Annotated in this window: 16 protein-coding genes; 15 read left to right on the top strand and 1 reads right to left on the bottom strand. The window is 66.9% G+C overall.

Annotation, left to right across the window (positions count from 1 at the left end):
- Positions 1-281: 281 nt before the first annotated feature.
- Complete coding sequence (locus tag ACFXMV_RS21800) at positions 282-728, bottom strand: helix-turn-helix transcriptional regulator (protein ID WP_378503534.1); 447 nt, start codon at positions 726-728, stop codon at positions 282-284.
- Positions 729-847: 119 nt separating this feature from the next.
- Here ACFXMV_RS21800 and ACFXMV_RS21795 point away from each other — a divergent pair, with 119 nt between their 5' ends.
- From ACFXMV_RS21795 to ACFXMV_RS21725, 15 genes are all read left to right on the top strand, one after another.
- Positions 848-2,470: a cutinase family protein gene (locus tag ACFXMV_RS21795; protein WP_378503533.1), complete on the top strand. Its 1,623-nt coding sequence runs from the start codon at positions 848-850 to the stop codon at positions 2,468-2,470.
- A gap of 63 nt (positions 2,471-2,533) precedes the next feature.
- Positions 2,534-3,715: an insoluble domain protein gene (locus ACFXMV_RS21790; protein WP_378503532.1), complete on the top strand. Its 1,182-nt coding sequence runs from the start codon at positions 2,534-2,536 to the stop codon at positions 3,713-3,715.
- 212 nt (positions 3,716-3,927) lie between these two features.
- Entirely contained in the window at positions 3,928-4,902 is a 975-nt protein-coding gene (locus tag ACFXMV_RS21785; RefSeq protein WP_378503531.1) for a hypothetical protein, read from the top strand.
- Positions 4,902-5,675 carry a hypothetical protein gene (locus ACFXMV_RS21780; protein ID WP_378503530.1) on the top strand — a complete coding sequence of 258 codons (774 nt, stop codon included), beginning with the start codon at positions 4,902-4,904 and terminating at the stop codon, positions 5,673-5,675. Before ACFXMV_RS21785 ends, ACFXMV_RS21780 begins: the two co-directional genes overlap by 1 nt.
- Positions 5,672-6,238 carry a DUF6668 family protein gene (locus ACFXMV_RS21775; protein ID WP_378503529.1) on the top strand — a complete coding sequence of 189 codons (567 nt, stop codon included), beginning with the start codon at positions 5,672-5,674 and terminating at the stop codon, positions 6,236-6,238. Before ACFXMV_RS21780 ends, ACFXMV_RS21775 begins: the two co-directional genes overlap by 4 nt.
- A 34-nt stretch (positions 6,239-6,272) precedes the next feature.
- Positions 6,273-6,551, top strand: a complete 279-nt coding sequence (locus ACFXMV_RS21770; protein WP_378503528.1) for a hypothetical protein — start codon at positions 6,273-6,275, stop codon at positions 6,549-6,551.
- A 37-nt stretch (positions 6,552-6,588) separates the two neighbouring features.
- A complete protein-coding gene (locus ACFXMV_RS21765; RefSeq protein ID WP_378503527.1) occupies positions 6,589-7,017 on the top strand; it encodes a hypothetical protein in 429 nt (142 codons plus the stop codon).
- The gene (locus ACFXMV_RS21760; protein WP_378503526.1) at positions 7,017-7,628 is read left to right on the top strand and encodes a hypothetical protein; all 612 of its coding nucleotides are present in this window, start codon (positions 7,017-7,019) and stop codon (positions 7,626-7,628) included. Before ACFXMV_RS21765 ends, ACFXMV_RS21760 begins: the two co-directional genes overlap by 1 nt.
- Entirely contained in the window at positions 7,625-8,482 is an 858-nt protein-coding gene (locus ACFXMV_RS21755) for a hypothetical protein (protein WP_378503525.1), read from the top strand. The genes ACFXMV_RS21760 and ACFXMV_RS21755 overlap by 4 nt, the downstream gene beginning before the upstream one ends.
- Positions 8,473-9,936 (top strand): hypothetical protein, encoded by a 1,464-nt coding sequence (locus ACFXMV_RS21750; RefSeq protein ID WP_378503595.1) that lies wholly within the window; start codon positions 8,473-8,475, stop codon positions 9,934-9,936. The genes ACFXMV_RS21755 and ACFXMV_RS21750 overlap by 10 nt, the downstream gene beginning before the upstream one ends.
- The gene (locus ACFXMV_RS21745) at positions 9,933-11,417 is read left to right on the top strand and encodes an SCO6880 family protein (RefSeq protein ID WP_378503524.1); all 1,485 of its coding nucleotides are present in this window, start codon (positions 9,933-9,935) and stop codon (positions 11,415-11,417) included. The genes ACFXMV_RS21750 and ACFXMV_RS21745 overlap by 4 nt, the downstream gene beginning before the upstream one ends.
- A gap of 9 nt (positions 11,418-11,426) precedes the next feature.
- A complete protein-coding gene (locus ACFXMV_RS21740; protein ID WP_378503523.1) occupies positions 11,427-13,211 on the top strand; it encodes an ATP-binding protein in 1,785 nt (594 codons plus the stop codon).
- A complete protein-coding gene (locus ACFXMV_RS21735) occupies positions 13,208-13,495 on the top strand; it encodes a hypothetical protein (RefSeq protein WP_378502328.1) in 288 nt (95 codons plus the stop codon). The genes ACFXMV_RS21740 and ACFXMV_RS21735 overlap by 4 nt, the downstream gene beginning before the upstream one ends.
- A gap of 53 nt (positions 13,496-13,548) precedes the next feature.
- The gene (locus tag ACFXMV_RS21730; protein ID WP_378503594.1) at positions 13,549-15,150 is read left to right on the top strand and encodes a peptidoglycan DD-metalloendopeptidase family protein; all 1,602 of its coding nucleotides are present in this window, start codon (positions 13,549-13,551) and stop codon (positions 15,148-15,150) included.
- A gap of 14 nt (positions 15,151-15,164) precedes the next feature.
- Entirely contained in the window at positions 15,165-15,719 is a 555-nt protein-coding gene (locus ACFXMV_RS21725; RefSeq protein WP_378503522.1) for a hypothetical protein, read from the top strand.
- Positions 15,720-15,732: the final 13 nt, after the last annotated feature.

Below are 15,732 nucleotides of genomic sequence, written 5' to 3'. Positions count from 1 at the left end.
AACACTGAGGAGCGTCGACGCCTCCTTCGCCATTTAAGGTTTTCACAGTTGTAACTGTTGGAAGTTAGAAGGCTGAAACCCGCAGGCTTCCTGGCATAGGGGTGTGCCGGCGGCGGCCTCATTCAGTCCAGCCGGAACAGTGAGCGGCGTCACCGCCGACACCTATAACCGCGCGATTACACTAAATCCGCCCCCAAGGGGTGGGGGTGAATACAGTGGGGCCGGGTCGGGGGGAAATAGCGGTGGGGGAATCAGCGCTGTCGGCTGTCGCCGACAGGGCCTTAAGGCGACGTGTGCGGGGGTCTCGTCCGCGTCCGCTCGTACGCGTCGGTGACGTCCTGGACGCTTGTGTCGAGCGCCTTGGCGAGTCTCGTGGCGACGGTTTCCTTCAGTCGAGACTGCCCCCGTTCGAGGGTGGCGAGCGAAGTCGTGGAAATTCCGATGCTTGCTGCGAGCTGCGGCTGGGTGAGGCCCGCGACCACTCGGAGGTCTCCGAGGTAGCGCTCATTCGGCTCGATGTTGACGACCTGCTCCACTGGGATCTCCAGTACGCGCACAACTCGTGTGAGTGTGTCGACCTGCGGCACGGATCGTCCTGTCTCCCAGTACAGCACCGCGGTAGTGCTCACCTCGGCCAGTCGGCCAAGCTCCGCCCGCGACAGGCGCCGCTCTTTGCGGGCCTGCTCGAGCGCTGCAGGGTTGAACCCTCGCAGGATTCGGCGGCTCACTCGCGACTTCCGTACATGTGCGTGGACTTTGCCTGACTCCATACTGTTCCGTCCCGGTTCTATGCGATAGAGTGCCGCATGTAAAGTTACGTTTTAAAGTTATAGGGAAGAGGCATCGGATGACGAGGCACCAGGGTCTGCGCGGGCGCGTTCTACGGCCCGTTGCTCTCACGATCGCTGCGACCACAACGATGTTCGTCGGCGTCGGTGTGGGCACGGTGCCCGCTCAGGCGCAGTCGAGCTGGCTGGACCAGCTGGTGGCGGGTGAGTGCCCGGATCTGTATGCCCTTGGCGTGCAGGGGACGGGTGAGTCTTCCGACGATGCCCCGGTCAAGGCCGATACCGGGATGCTCGGCAACGTGATGGCCCCGATGCTCAAGGAAGTTCAGGAGCTCGGCGCGTCGGCTGATCGCGCATACGTGCCGTACCCCAGCGGTTTTGGTGGTGCCGTCCAGGGCGGTAAGGCTTCGTACACAGACTCCGTCGCCGGCGCTCTCGCGAACCTGGAGGATGCCGCGAAGACAATCGTGCAGGCGTGCCCGAAGGTCAAGCTCGCGGTAGTCGGGTACAGCCAGGGCGCGCACGCCGTGTCGATGTTCCTGCAGAAGGCAGGGGAGGGGAAGGGCGCCGTCCCGGCAACCGCGATCGCCGCGGGCGCTGAGTTCGGTTCACCCACCCGCGCCGAGGGCTCCGGTCCCTTCCCCGGCACCAAGCAGAAGGCGCCCTCGCCAGTGCCCGGCACCTCCGGTGAAGCGGTAAAGGCGCTGCCGCCGGTCTCGCTCGCAACACCGACAGGCGCCGGGATCGGTCCGACCGCGGACCTCGCCAGCACCTACGGCAAGCTCAACGGCCGCGTGCTGTCCGCCTGCGCGGCGGGCGACCTCGCGTGCGACGCGCCGCCGAACGCGCCCATCGCTCGCGCGGTGGTCAACGTCGCCGGTCAGTCCGAGGTTGGCGGTGACCCGTTCGTCGCCATGAGCACGATCGGTCACGCGCTGGGTCAGACCGCGTTCAACTTCGCAGTCGACTTCGTCAACGAGGACGTGCAGGTTCCGAAAAACTCGATCGAGAACCTCTCGATCAAGCCGAAAAAGACCATCTCGCAGCGACTTGCCGAGGCGTCCGACCCGCGCGCCACCCCGCCCACCGGGCAGGAAGCGCTCTCGGCGCTGATGAAGGTCGGGCTCACCGGGCTCAACGCGGCAGTGTCCGTGGTGAAGAAGGTCGCCACCCCGGAGACGATCGCTCAGGTCGCTGCCGTCGGATTGTCCAACCCGGCCGCCGCTTTCGCGGTGATCGCAGCCAAGACCGTCAATGCGGTAGTGAAACTGGTCCCCCCGACCACCTCACAGCGCCTGGTGAAGAACACGTTCTCCATCGTGCAGAACGAGGTGAAGGCGAACAAGGATCTGTTCGACCTGACGGCGCTCTCGAAGTACCGAGATATTGCGAAAGAGCACGGTTCCTACGGCTCGACGCCCGCAACGTCGACCGGCAAGGCGTCGACGGATTTCGTTGCGTCCTGGATCGCTGCGGCCGCTGCGGATCTCGCGGGAGATTCGGACGGGACCAGCGCATCGACGAGCACCAAGACGACCTCGACCACGCCGAAGTCGACCACGACCACCGCGGTCACGACGTCGGAGTCATCGATCTCCGAGACCCCCACGACGACCACGGCCCCGACCACGACGGTTGCCACTACTACGCCCGGGCAAAAGCTCTCCCAAGACGGCGTCTGATCTCACGCCGACGAATTCGCAACACAGCATCTGACTTCTGATCTACCGAAAGGGAACCAACCAATGGGTAAGCACGTAAAGGCCAAGCCGAAGGTGGTGCGGGCGGCGGTGAGCACGACCGCGGCCGCCATGGCGATCGCGGTCGTGGGGGCTGGCGTCGCCAACGCGGATCCTGCCGATCTGCCCTCGCAGGGTGGCGTCACTTCGCCGTCTGAGGGCACGCAGGGCGGCGTGACGTCGCCGAGTGACGCGGGCACGCAGGGAGCCGTGACGTCGATTCCGACCCCAGAACCGGTCTACTGGGGTCCCGCGCCGGCCGAGTACGTCAACCCGGAATACCGCGCCCTGCCAGGCTACGACTACGGCACTGGCGAGTACACCGCGCCGCAGGAGTACGTCGCACCGGTCACGATCGAGCAGCTCCACCTGCCGACCCCGACCGCCCCGGTCGCGCTGATCGTGGCTCCGCGCAACACGGTTCGCTTCGGCGAGTACCACTTCAAGCAGCCGAACTGGTTCTCCGACGAAGACACTGATCGGACCAACAACACGAGTGCCCTCATCGAGGCCGAGGTCTCCCGCGGATGGCGTTCGGTCGGTATCGAGACCGACCGAGCCGACCGCCTCGCTGCGGCGCAGGTCGGCGCCGGTGCCACCGGAGCTATCGCGGGTGCGGCTGCCGCAGGTGTCCCGGCGGCCGTAGTTGGTGGCCTGATCGGCGGCACGATCGGCGGTATCCAGGGCGCCGCAGTCGGTGCGTTTATCCCGCTGCCGCCTCCGCTCCCGGAGGTCACCACGGGTGTGGCGGGTACCGCCGCGGGTGCTGCGATCGGTGCCGCGGTGGCTGGTGTCCCGGCCGCCGCTATCGGTGCCGTTGTTGGCGGAGCCTCAGCCGTCGCTGCAGTCACGCCGTTCGCCGCTGGCGACAAGGGTGAGCCGATCGAGGTCGAGGTCAACGATATCGACCAGCCCGCGATCACCGCCCAGACCGAGCAAGTCCTTGAGCAGTGGGAGAGCAATCCCGTTGGCGCTCAGGCCGTGCAGGGTGTCCGCGACGCGATCGAGCAGGCCCCGGCCGTGGATAAGCAGATTCGCGCGCAGGTTGCGGCTCAGCCGGGTCTCGGCCAGCAGGCCGTCGACTCGTTCGACCAGCTTGCGCAGAACATTGCGCGCAACACCGCGACGCTCGGGCTGCCCATCGGCCTGACGTCCGATGCAGTTCAGGCCGGTATTCAGGCGTCGTGAGACGTGGGTGGGGGCAGGTGAGCAACCTGCCCCCACCGACCAACCTCGGAGGAAAAATGGCGACGGATAATCGGTCGGACTCCTTGTTCCCGGACGTGACGGAGCAATACGGGTCAGGACGACCCGACCAGGACAGCAGCGGTGATCTCACGCCGCTCCACGACGGAATCCCCAGCGGGTCACCGGAGACACCGAGCAGCCCGATCGAGCACGTGATTCCAGTCGTGCAGGCCGAGGCTCCCGCGGACCCGGCCGACGCCGACGACGCTCCGACCGATTCCTTCGCGCCCGTGGACTTGTCGGCCCCGAGCGTCGAGTCTGAGTACATCTTCGACCCGGAACCCATCGGTGTCTCGGACCCTGCCCCTGAGGCTCCCGCTGCGGAGCCCGGCGAGGACGACCCCTACATCGACGCACCCGAATGGGTACGGGTCCACATTCCCCGCCACCCGATTGAGATGCCCGAGCAGAAGCGCACCCTCGGTGGTGCGCTTGCCCGCAGGCCGCGCCGCGCCGCCAGGCCTGCGGCTGCGGAGCTCGGCGAGGCGGCGGTGGGTGCTCCGGAGCCGCTGCCGACCGCCCCGGTCGAGCCTGCCGAGCCTGCCCCGACCAAGACCAAGAGCGCCGGGACGCAGCTGTTCAAGCAGCCGTGGGTGATTGGCGGCGGCGCGGCCGCGGGCCTCGCCCTGGTCGCTGCCGTCGTTGTGACCGCGTTCAGCGGTTCCAGTGTCGAGACACCCATTCCTCCGCTGCCCTCGTCCACCTCCACCACGGACACACCGATCACACAGTCCGAAGCATCCGCGGCTGAGGCGCCGGCGTGGTGTGTGGAGTCGTCCGAGCCTGGCCGAGTCATCGGTCGTGGACCCGGCGACCCAACGAACCCGGTCGGGGCGATCCTGGCATTCGACCACGCCTATTACGCTGCTCGCGACGCCGGCCGCGTTGCGTCGCTGATGGTGGTCGCGAACCCGGCTCCGGCAATTCAGGGAAAGATCGACGAGTGGTTCTCCACCCACCCCGGCACCGAGCACTGCCTGACGATCGGTTCCACGCCTGACCCCAACGTCTTCAATGTCGACCTGCTGCTGCGCTGGCCTCCCGGTAAGGAAGGCGTGATCCGGCAGCGAGTGACCGTCGCCCCGATCGATGGCGGATTCAAGATCGCGAAGGTGGAGGACCTGTGATGAGCAATGTCGTCTCGTTCCGTCGAACCCCGAAGGTGCCTGAGCCCGAGAAGGTCTCCGCGATGGTCGTCGCCGGGTCCGGGGGCGCCGCGAGCACCACGACCGCATACGGGCTCGCGACCGCCCTGCGCCTGGGCACCGGACAGGACGTGTCCGCCGTCGACGCAACCACCGACGGCGGGAACCTGCTCGCCCGCACCGGCGTGACGGGCATCGACCCCGCCCGATCCATCCGGCAACTCGAGAACCGGATGGCGGTCACCTCCTCCGGCGTCGTGGTGGTCGGCGGCAACGGCGGCCACAGCAACGACCCAGCGATCGTCGACGAGCTCCTCGCAGCGCGTCACAGTGCCCGCGTCCACGACGTCGGCCAGTCGGTACGCTCGCCGCGCCTGGCCGGACTTATCCGCTCGGGAGCCGCGCTGGTGGTCGTTGCGCCCGCACGATCGGAGCCGCTAAGCCGGATGCGCGACACGCTGACCTGGCTCATGTCCAACTACGGCGCGGACACCTTGAACGAGACGATCGTCGTTGTCTCGCACCAGATGCCCGAGTCGCCGGCCGATCTTGCACCGATCCGCGACGCTCTCGCGCCGCGCATCGCCGGGTTCGTCGAGGTCCCGTTCGACCCCGCCCTCGCGCAGCCCGGAGTGATCGACCATCGCCGCCTCGCACCCGCGACTCTCGACGCGTGGACCGACGCTCTCGACGTTCTCGGCAACCTCATGGCCAAGCCGGACAACCAGATCAGCGACGCAGGGGAGCTGGCATGAAGGACAAACGACCGGACCCGTTGGAAGCCCGTACCCACCCGCTCACCTCTGACCGGCCTGGGCCGGCGGTGTGGCTCGTCGGCGCGCACGGCGGCGCCGGTGTGTCCACCCTCGCCCACTTCCTCGCGTTCACCGGCGACAGCAGGCGCCAATGGCCCTGCGGCACTGACCGAGAGGCCGAATCGCCCTACGTGGTTATCGTTGCCCGCGAGACGATCAGCGGGCTCGCCGAAGCACATGGTCGGATCCTCGAACTCAACGACCGCCCGGAACTCGGCATCGAACTGCTGGGCCTGGTCACCGTCGCCGACTCGCAGAAGCTCACCAAGGCCGTGCGCCAGTATCGCGAGGTCGTCGCCGCATCGGTACCCGAGCACTGGTCGATCGGCTGGCACAGCTTCCTGCCATCGGCGGAACTCCGCGCCTTACCCAGCTGGCACCCACTCGAAGGCGTGCCCACCCAGACGAAGGGCGCCGCGGTGCCCTCGGATGTGATCGAGGCCGGAATCGGCATCGTCACCGCAGTACAGCGCGCACTTCCTGGCCTCCGCGCCGCGCGCTGATCGACCACGAAACACACAGAACCGGAGGACACCTATGTTCCACACCGTCACCTCGACCGCCTTGCTGGCCATCGAATTCGATATCAACGCTGAGGTTCCGCCCGGCGCCAACGGCCTTCTCAAGCTCCTGAACTGGCTCCTGTGGGCCGTCATGCTCGCCTGCGTCGCCGCAATCGTGTTCTCCGGCGGCAAGTTCGCCTGGGAGAAGTGGCAGCACGGCTCGTCGGAAGCTCCGAAGATGCTCGTCGGTGCCCTCGTCGGCGCCATCGTGGCCGGTTCGGCAAGCGCGATCCTCAACGCGGTCGCCAGCTGATGAACGACGTGCCGCCGTCGATCAGCGGGAGGGTCCGATGACGACGATGCTGCTGGCCGCTCAGGACTTGCCTGAGACGGTTGCAGACGACTTGAAGAAGATCCTCGGCTACGCGGCCGGGGTCATCGGCCTCATCTGCCTGGGTCGGTTGATCTTCGTCGGGGCACGAATGGCGTGGGATCACAAGCACGGCGCCGGACTTGAGTCACCGGTCGGAGCCGAAGCCATCGCTGCGATCGTCGGCTGGATTCTGGCGTCGGGCGCGTGTGTCGGTATCGCTACCGCGTTGATCAACGAAGGCCAGGCGCCGCAGTCCGACACTCAGACAACCGGTAGTTGCGAGGAGCGAGCGGCCGCCGGACAGATCCGCATGGGGGAGATGGACTGCCTGGAATACCAGATCAGGAAAGAGGAAAAGATCTATCCCTCCGGCGAGCAGACAGAGGAAAAGGAAGAGGACAACTGATGCGCCGAACTCGACTCACGCTCGTCGCCGCGGCGGCGGTCGCCTCAGTGGTGCTGGTGGGCTGCGGGGGATCGGAGGGTTCCCCCGACGCCCAGACCGCGAGCACCACGACTCCGCCGAAGATCGGGAGTTGGACCGACGTGAACGGAATCCACGTTCCCCTCGGCTCGACCGACGGTCCCACCGACAGGTACACCGGCTTCTCACGGACCCCGCAAGGTGCGGCGCTGGCGGCGATCAACCAGTCCGTACAGCTCTCAACGGCAACCGACAAGCAGTGGGACGAGGTGTTGCCGGCGGTGTCTGCGCCCGGCCCCGGCCGCGACATGTATGCCGCGAACCGGGCACTGCTCTCCATTACCGAGCCGGTCGACAAGACCGTCGCGCCGGAGATCCTCGGCTACACCATCACGGAGTACAGCGACGACCAGGCGAAGGTCGATGTGGTTCAGCGGTTCCCCGACGATTCTCTCGCGGCCGCTCACACCACGGTCGTGTGGGTCGGTGAGGACTGGAAGCTCGACCTTCCCACCGCGGAAGACGGTGCGGGCGCTACTGAGCTCACCGAGAAGCCAGCAGACCTGGTCGACCTGGAAGGAACCCGAAAGTGACTGAGCAGCAGGACAAGACCGAGCCAACTCCAGCTCCTAGCCGCGAGCCCGCAGACGATTCCGGGAAGCGGACGCAGTTCCTCATCGGAACCTCGATCCTGGGCGTAATCGTCGTCGTGGGGCTCGCCATCAGCGCCGTGATCGCCTTCCGTGGCGTCGACGAACCACTCGTGCCGGCTTCCCCTGATGCCCTGTCGAGCACTGTCGATGCTCCTTCCGACGAGTTCGAGCAGGATCCGTACCTCGACGAACTCGGGCGCGTGGTCTACGTCCCGCTCGAGGAGAACGGGGTGATGCTCGATCAGACCTCCACGCCGTCCGGTCGGGCAGACACCGTCGCACCGTCGGGGGTCATGCTCCAGCGCATCCACGGGAACATGATCGTTCCGTTCTCTGAGTCTGACGGGCCGTCGACCTTCACCGGCGCCGGCGTTGCCACGGGTTTCGCACGCACTGCTCAGGGCGCCGGTCTTGCCGCGGCGCATTACTACGGGTATCTGGCGGGCGGCAACGACCGGATCAAGATGCTCCAGGACGGCGGCCTGGTCGAGGACGTGAACGGGCTCCTTGCTGAGCAGAAGAAGTACAACCTGACGGGCAAACCGTCGAGTGTGAAGGACGGATCTCCCTCCTACGCCCTCCCATACGTCAAGGTTGACTACAACTCCGATCTCTCTCGGGTCCATCTCGGGATCACCCGGAACATGGCGGACGGGTCGACCCAGAATCTTGAAATCTGGACGGATCTCGTGTGGCGCGACGGAACCGGTTGGGTCGTCAAGATCCGCGACGCGGCGACGATGGGCGCAAAGAAGGTTTCGGAGTTCGGCACCGGGTGGTCGAAATGGTGGTGACCAGACCTCGCCTCTGGATTCGGCTTGTGCTGGCGGCGGCTGTTGCGGTCTGTGCTGTACTCGGCACCGCCACACCGGCATTCGCCCAGGCCGACGACGAACCCGGCTTAGTTGAGAACACCATCGGCGCCGTGACCTGTGCGATCCCGTTGCCGGGGCTCGGCACTGCCGGTGACCTCTTCGGAGCTGACATTCCTGGCTGTGTTGAGGGCGCTGGAGGCGTAGCGAAGGCGGGCCTCGACAAGCTCGGTGACGGGGTGAAGAAGGTCGCCTCGAACGCGTACGAGACGATGGGCGAGGACTGGGCGAATGCTGGAGTCGAGGTCCTCAAATTCTCGCTCGGCTGGTGGGTCGCAGTCCCCGGCCTCGACGCCGATGTGTTCCAAGATCTCTCATCGGAAATCTCCGAGTGGACCTACACAATCCAGGTTGCGTTCCTGATCCTGTCGATCATGATGCTGGGCGCGCGATTGGCGTTGGCCCGATCCGGAGCAATCCGCGACACGTCAGAAGAGGGGTTCAAGCAGCTCGCACGAGCGACCGTGATCGCGGGTGCGCTCTCCGGTCTGGTGGTCCTGGGGACGCGACTGTCCGACGGGATCGCGGAATGGTTCCTCAACGGCACAGTCGGATCGGATCCGGAGGCATTGGCCGAGGCGATGGTGCAGGTCGCCCTGGTCGCCGGCCCCGGTGGCGTCGCGCTCCTGTTCGTGATCGGTGTAATCGGCATCCTCGGCGGCCTTTTCATGGCGTTCCTGCTCCTGATGCGGCAAGGTCTGCTGGTGCTCGCGGTCGCGGCGCTGCCGATCGCGGCGACCGCTGGCGGCACGAAGATCGGTTCGACGGCCTACGAGAAGATGCTCGCTTGGGTGCTCGCGCTGCTGCTGTTCAAGCCGGTCGGAGCGTTCGTCATTGGCATCTCGGCGATGCTGTTCATGAAGTCCGCGCCGGAAAATGAGGACGGCAACCTCATGACCGCGTTGGTCGGTGTCATGCTGCTGTGCTCCGCGGCTCTCGTCCTGCCCGCGTTGATGCGCTTGATCGTGCCGAACGTGGGCGCGCTCGGCGGCGGCGGCAGCGGGGTGGCAGCCGCGGCAGCGGTGGGCGCCGTGGCGGCCAAGGGAGCGGCCATGTTCGCGACCGGCGGAGGCTCCGAGGCTGCCGGTATGGGAATGGGGATGGGCGGCGGCAATCCGGCTGGTGACTCCGGTAGCGGCGCTGTTCCACCTTCTCCGGCACCGGCGGACTTCGGCCAAGGAACCATGCCGGGCGGCGGCAGTCCGCAGGGCGGAAGCGACCAGCAGCAAGGCGGCTCGGCCCCGGGAACGGGCGGCGGCAATCCGGCTGGTGGACAGGGCGGCAGCCCGGGCCGGGGTGAGGGCAAGAGCTCCACGTCTGGCGGTGCATCTGGTGCGTTGGTCGGGGCGGGACTGAACGGGGAGTTTGAGCTGTGAGCAGTAACGGATATCTGACTTACGGGGTGTGGAGAAAGCCCCGCGCGACCGGAATCGCAGGCGCCACGTTCGGCACAACGATGCTGGGCATCGGTGCGGTGGCGGTGTTGTTCTTCATGAGCCTGCTCATTGGGTTCGCTGCCGCGGTGGTTCTGGGTGTTGTTGGCGCAGTGCTGTTTGCGCCTCTTGTGATCGAGCGTGATGGGCGTAGTGGCTATGAAAGGGCACTTCTGATGTTCCAGTGGCGGCGTGCTGATAAGCGTGGCGAGCACCAGTACAGCTCGGGCACGTTCTCGCGGATCCCCGGAGGCCGGTATCGGCTGCCCGGTGTGTTGGCGGAGACGGAGCTCTACGAGGGATTGGACTCGCACAACCGGTCTTTCGGCATGATTCACATGCCGTCTCAGGACTGCTACACCGTTGTTCTCGAAGCTCGCCCGCAGGGCAACGAGAACTTCGACCAGGAGACGATCGACCAGGCGGTCGGCAACTTCGCTCAGCTGCTCACCGCGGCCGGTGAGACCTCCGATATCGCGGCGTTGGTGTCGGTGACCGAGACCGTGCCTGACACTGGCATCGAGCTGTACGAGACGGTGTCGCAGAACACCCGGACCGATGCGCCGACGCTCGCTCGGGAAGCGATGTACCAGTTGGCGACCGGGCTCACCCAGGGTGGAGTCCGGCTTGCCGCCCGGATCGCGATCACGTTCGTGGCCAAGACCCCGGAGCGGAAGAAGGACCCGTCGGAGCAGGCAGTTGAGATCGCCCGCCGGCTCCCCGGCTTCACCGCGGCCGCGGCGCGGGCCGGTATGCCGGCCACACCGATGGACGCCGAGGACGTCATGGCGTTCGTGCGCCGCTCGTACGATCCGGCGACGCAGCCGAACGTCGAGCGCGGACAGTTCTCCGGCGAGAGCACCGGGCTTGAGTGGGCCGACTGCGGTCCGCGCACGACCGACGAGAAGCCGGGCCAGTATTACCACGATGGCGCGGTCTCGGTGACGTGGGAGATGCGCGAGGCACCGAAGTCCGCTGTGACCGAGCGTGTTCTGCTGAGGCTGCTCGAACCCAACTCTGAACTGCCGATCAAGCGTGTGGCCGTGATGTACAGGCCGCACAGCGCCGCCGACGGCGCTGACCTCGTCGACCAGGACTTCCGCGACGCCACGTCCGCACTGCACTCCGGTACTGGCATCGCATCCGCGAAGGCCCGGATCGAGGTTCAGACGACGGCGCAGGCCCGCGACGAGCAGGCCCGCGGTCACGGACTCGTGAGGTTCGGAATCCTGATCACGGTCACCGAACCCGCGGGCAAGTCGAACGTGCCTCGCATCGACGCGCTGGTCCGCGACTTGGCGACGCAGGCGCGGCTGTCTATCCGCCGATCGCACTGCTGGCAGGCGGGCGCGTTCGCGACCTCTCTGGGCGTGGGTGTGATTCCTCCGGATCACACGACCATTCCGACGTTCCTGAGTAGCTAGGAGACCGCTGTGGCGAAGCATAAGAACGCAGCTGCTGTCGATCCGGCGGCGCGGATCAAGGTCCTCACGGACGAGGAATTGGCTGCCCTTGAACACCAAGCGGCGTCGGCCAGTGGCTTCAAGAAGGCGTGGCTGACGAAATCGGTCGAGCGGCAGTACAACCGCCGGGCGACCATCGAGCGCCTGCAGCGCGCTCGTCGCGACGGGTTCGACCGGGAGGTCGCTCGCCTGGACTCGCGAGGCTTTATGGGCGCCGGTGGCGGCCGCATGTCCACGATCATGCCGCCGGTCGAGTACCGCGGCACCGCAATCCATGTGGCGGGCCTGTACCCGGGCATCGTGGGCGCAAACGCACCGATCCTCGGGACACCGCTCGGACAGCACCTCAAGACCGGTGCCCCGGTCTGCTTCGACCCCCTGGCCGCGTGGAAGGCCAAGGCCATCACGGCGCCCTCGTGCTTCATCTGCGCCCTCAACGGCTTCGGTAAGAGCACCCTGCTGCGGCGAATCGCCCTCGGTGATATCGCTGCCGGAACGCGGGTGATCTGGCCTGGGGACGTCAAGCCCGACGGCCGCGAGCTCACCGAGGCCGTGGGCGGCCAGGTCCTCGAGGCCGGCTACGGCGGAATCGGGGTGATGAACCCGCTCGATCCGGGTCCGATCGGTGACGCCATTGCCACAATCAACGACGCCGACGCGACCGCCCCGCTCGAATTTGCGCTGTTCGCACGACAATTGAACCTGGTGTCCGCGCTCGCGGAGATCGTTCGCCGAAGCCCCCTCAAGGACTTCGAGGAAACCCTGCTGTCATCCGCTATCCGGCTGCTCTACGCGCCGACAGCCGACGGCGGGATGGGTTTCGACCGCCACCGCCCTGCCATCCTCGACGATCTCATCGCGGTGATCGAGGGCAGCCACCCCGAGCTGATGGGCGACGCCGTCGCAGACACAGTGGAGGAGTACCGCGACCAGATCAAGCCGCTACTACGGTCGCTCCGCGCCCTGGTCAAGGGCCGGTTCGGTGAGGTCTTCAACGGCCAGTCCTCGGTCCGATTCAACGTCAACGCCCCGTCGATCTGCCTGGACGTCTCCAGCGTCCCTGACGGTGACACGCTGATGCGTGGCGCGGTGCTGCTGGCCGGATGGTCGGAGGCGTTCGCCACGATCGAAGCGGCACACGCATTGGCCGACGCCGATCTCGGTCCGAACTTGGCGTTCCACGTGCTGATGGACGAGTTCTGGCAGGTGCTCCAGTGCGGGCCGATGATGGTTGCCCGGATCGACGCCGTGCAGCGGCTCCAGCGTGTGCTCGGTGTCGCGATCACCGCTGTCACACACTCGATTGCGGAGATGGAGTCGGCGGGAGCCCTTGGCTTCGTCGAGCGCTCCCGTGCCCGCATCATCGGCCCGGTCACGCAGAAGGAACTCGAGCGGCTCTCCACGGTGATCCAGTTCTCCGAGACCGAGAAGTCGATGATCGTCGGATGGTCGGACACAGCGTCCTCGACTCAGCCGATCGAGCAGCGCAAGCGGGCCCGTCGCCTGATTGCCGCCACCAAGGCTCGGCTCGTGGGCGCAAGGGCCGTAGACGATGACGGCGAGCAGGCGAAGCCGAAGAAGGTCGTGGCCGCCGGTACCGGCATGTTCGTCCTCAAGCTGGGCGAAGCCCGGCGCCCGGGCATTCCGTTCAAGGTGTGGGTGCCGCCGATCGAGGAAGCCTCCGGCATCCACGACACGGACAAGCGACTCAACGCGGCCAACAAGGAGCGGGAGAAGGATGAGGTCGCGGCATGACGACCACCAGGCGCCGCTACCGGATTGTCTCCGACGAGGCAAAGACGGCCGCCGTGGACACGGTCATCGACCGGATCTCGAACGGCGATTCCTTCACGTCGGCCTGCCGGGCGGTCGGCACGCAGCTCGAGGTGTCACAGACCGCGGTGCGCTCCTGGGTCAACGACAGCGGCCGGAGACCCGAACCGTCGTGGGACCGCGTCCGCAGCCTCGAAGCGCAGTTGGCCGCCGCCACAGACCTGAACCGGCGCCTCGCGGCGCGACTGGGGGCCGCTGAATCGTGAACGGGGGCAAGGGGGGAGCGGTGATCGCACTGGCGGTCGCCCTGTGCGTCGGTATGCCGCTGCTGCTCGTCATTACGCTGACGGTGCTGTTTCAGGACGAGGAAGATCGAGCGACGTCGACGAGCTGCGTCGGACCGGGCGGCGGCACGGCTGCGACGGGCGGCGACCTGCTTGCCGACCCCGGATCGTTCATCAAGCCGGTGGACCCGACGAAGGTCACCTTCACCTCAGGTTTCGGTGAACGATGGGGCGACCAGCACCAGGGCATCGACCTCGCCGGTGAGATCGGAACTCCCCTCTATGCCGCTGCCGACGGCACGGTCCAGGCGGCGGGCGAGGCAGACGGGTTCGGCCTGTGGGTCGTGCTCGATCACTCGATCGGCGGCAAGCTCGTCTCGACCGTCTACGGCCACATCGACACGTACTCGGTCAGCGTCGGCCAGCAGGTCCGTGCCGGTCAGCAGATCGCCACGCTCGGCAACCGCGGCGGCTCCACAGGGCCGCACCTGCACTGGGAAATCTGGGAAGGCGGCCGCACAGGCGGAACCGCGGTCGACCCACTGGGACAGTACGAGTCGGCGCCTGCACCGGGCGAGAAGGCCGGAGCCCAGTCGCCGGCCGCACCGTCCGCGCCCACCTCGCCGCCCTCCGGTGGGGGAGGGGATCTTGCGCAGCCGCTCCCCGTCTCCGCGGGTTCCGAGACGAACATGCAGGTCAACACAAAACGGCTGATCCGCGCGATGCACCTGAAATTCGGTGACAGGCTCGCAACTCTCGGAGGCTGGCGCGCCGACGGCGGCGGGTTCGCCGATCATCCGAGCGGGCAGGCCGTGGACGTGATGATCCCGGACTACAACTCCGGTACCGGCGTCACCACCGGCGACGAGGTCCTCGACTACGTCATGGCGAACGCGGAGTTCTTCCACGTCGACTACGCGATTTGGCGACAGACGTATTACCCGGTCGGCGGCACGCCCAGCCAGATGGACGAGCGCGGGGGAGACACCGCGAACCACTTCGACCACGTGCACATCACCGTCGCCGGTGGCGGATTCAACGAGGGCGACGCGGACTGGGGATCGCTGCCTGGTGGCAGCGGCAACGCCTCGAAGGCTGCCGCGGACTGCGGCATTACCGGGGAGGGCCTCGGTGACACGCTCGCCGCCGGATCCGTCCCTGCGGAGTTCGCTCAGTGGATCGAGCAGGCCGGAAACATCTGCCCGCAGATCAAGCCTTCCCTCCTCGCGGCGCAACTCTCCCAGGAGAACGGCTTCTCCTACGGCGCCAACGCTCCGGTGTCGGAGACCGGTGCCAGTGGACCGGCACAGTTCATGCCGGGAACGTGGGCCACCTACGGCAAGGACTACGACAAGAACGGCGTCGTGGACGTCAACTCGATCGGGGACGCGGTGACCGCACAAGGCCACTACATGTGCGCGATCGCGAAGTCCATTGACGGGTGGATCGCGGAGGGCAAGGTCAAGGCACCCAATGGTCCGACCGAGCTCTACCTCGCCGGATACAACGCAGGTGAGGGCGCGGTCCTCGAGTCGGGTGGATTCCCGACAGGGCACTCGGACTACGTGGTTCAGACCCGCCCGTACGCGGACAAGATCATCGCCAACGAGGCGCAGTACCGAGCGATCAACCGATGAGAAGAGGGACAGAGATGCGGATTTCGCGGACAGTCGCCGCGGTGGGGGCCCTCGCCGCCGTGGCAGCGGTGCTGGCCGGATGCGGCTCGGGCGGCGGGGGAGGGGACGTCCACGAGGGGACGGACGCTCACGAGAGCATCAACCCGCTCGACCCCGACACCCTCGACGCGGACGAGACCGCCACCACGGCGATGCAGGCGATCTTGTCGTGGCAGCCCGCGATCGATGCCAGCAAGAGCGACGCACTGCGCCGTGCTCGGCCGTGGCTCGGCGGCGAGTTGCTCGCCACCGTTCAGAACGACGGTGCCGCACCGGGGGTGCGGCCGGACCGCGAGTGGACCGCGTGGAAGAACTCAGGCGATGCCCTGTCCGCGCTGTGCGTCCGCGACGACAGCACCCCGGCGGCCCCGAAAGGGATGCGGACGCTCGTGATCGACGTGACCTGTACACAGACCGCGCTGCACGCGGCCGGGTCGAGCACCCGCCTCTCGCCAGAAACCTGGCGCACCACCGTCACTCGCACCGATGACGGATGGCGAATGACCGACTACCGCTACCACCAGCAGTGAAAGGGGAGTGACC

The sequence above is a fragment of the Rhodococcus sp. NPDC059179 genome (assembly GCF_042754885.1).
GTDB lineage: Bacteria > Actinomycetota > Actinomycetes > Mycobacteriales > Mycobacteriaceae > Rhodococcus_G.
The sequence above is the reverse complement of the archived record's forward strand: the minus strand, read 5'-3'. Positions and strand labels throughout refer to the sequence as shown.

What these genes read in the sequence shown, in the direction of transcription:
- ACFXMV_RS21790 (WP_378503532.1), top strand. Translation starts at nt 2,534, where the DNA reads ATGGGTAAGCACGTAAAGGCCAAGCCGAAGGTGGTGCGGGCGGCGGTG.
- ACFXMV_RS21725 (WP_378503522.1), top strand. Translation starts at nt 15,165, where the DNA reads ATGCGGATTTCGCGGACAGTCGCCGCGGTGGGGGCCCTCGCCGCCGTG.
- ACFXMV_RS21775 (WP_378503529.1), top strand. Translation starts at nt 5,672, where the DNA reads ATGAAGGACAAACGACCGGACCCGTTGGAAGCCCGTACCCACCCGCTC.
- ACFXMV_RS21765 (WP_378503527.1), top strand. Translation starts at nt 6,589, where the DNA reads ATGACGACGATGCTGCTGGCCGCTCAGGACTTGCCTGAGACGGTTGCA.
- ACFXMV_RS21780 (WP_378503530.1), top strand. Translation starts at nt 4,902, where the DNA reads ATGAGCAATGTCGTCTCGTTCCGTCGAACCCCGAAGGTGCCTGAGCCC.
- ACFXMV_RS21770 (WP_378503528.1), top strand. Translation starts at nt 6,273, where the DNA reads ATGTTCCACACCGTCACCTCGACCGCCTTGCTGGCCATCGAATTCGAT.
- ACFXMV_RS21795 (WP_378503533.1), top strand. Translation starts at nt 848, where the DNA reads ATGACGAGGCACCAGGGTCTGCGCGGGCGCGTTCTACGGCCCGTTGCT.
- ACFXMV_RS21750 (WP_378503595.1), top strand. Translation starts at nt 8,473, where the DNA reads ATGGTGGTGACCAGACCTCGCCTCTGGATTCGGCTTGTGCTGGCGGCG.
- ACFXMV_RS21735 (WP_378502328.1), top strand. Translation starts at nt 13,208, where the DNA reads ATGACGACCACCAGGCGCCGCTACCGGATTGTCTCCGACGAGGCAAAG.
- ACFXMV_RS21760 (WP_378503526.1), top strand. Translation starts at nt 7,017, where the DNA reads ATGCGCCGAACTCGACTCACGCTCGTCGCCGCGGCGGCGGTCGCCTCA.
- ACFXMV_RS21730 (WP_378503594.1), top strand. Translation starts at nt 13,549, where the DNA reads ATGCCGCTGCTGCTCGTCATTACGCTGACGGTGCTGTTTCAGGACGAG.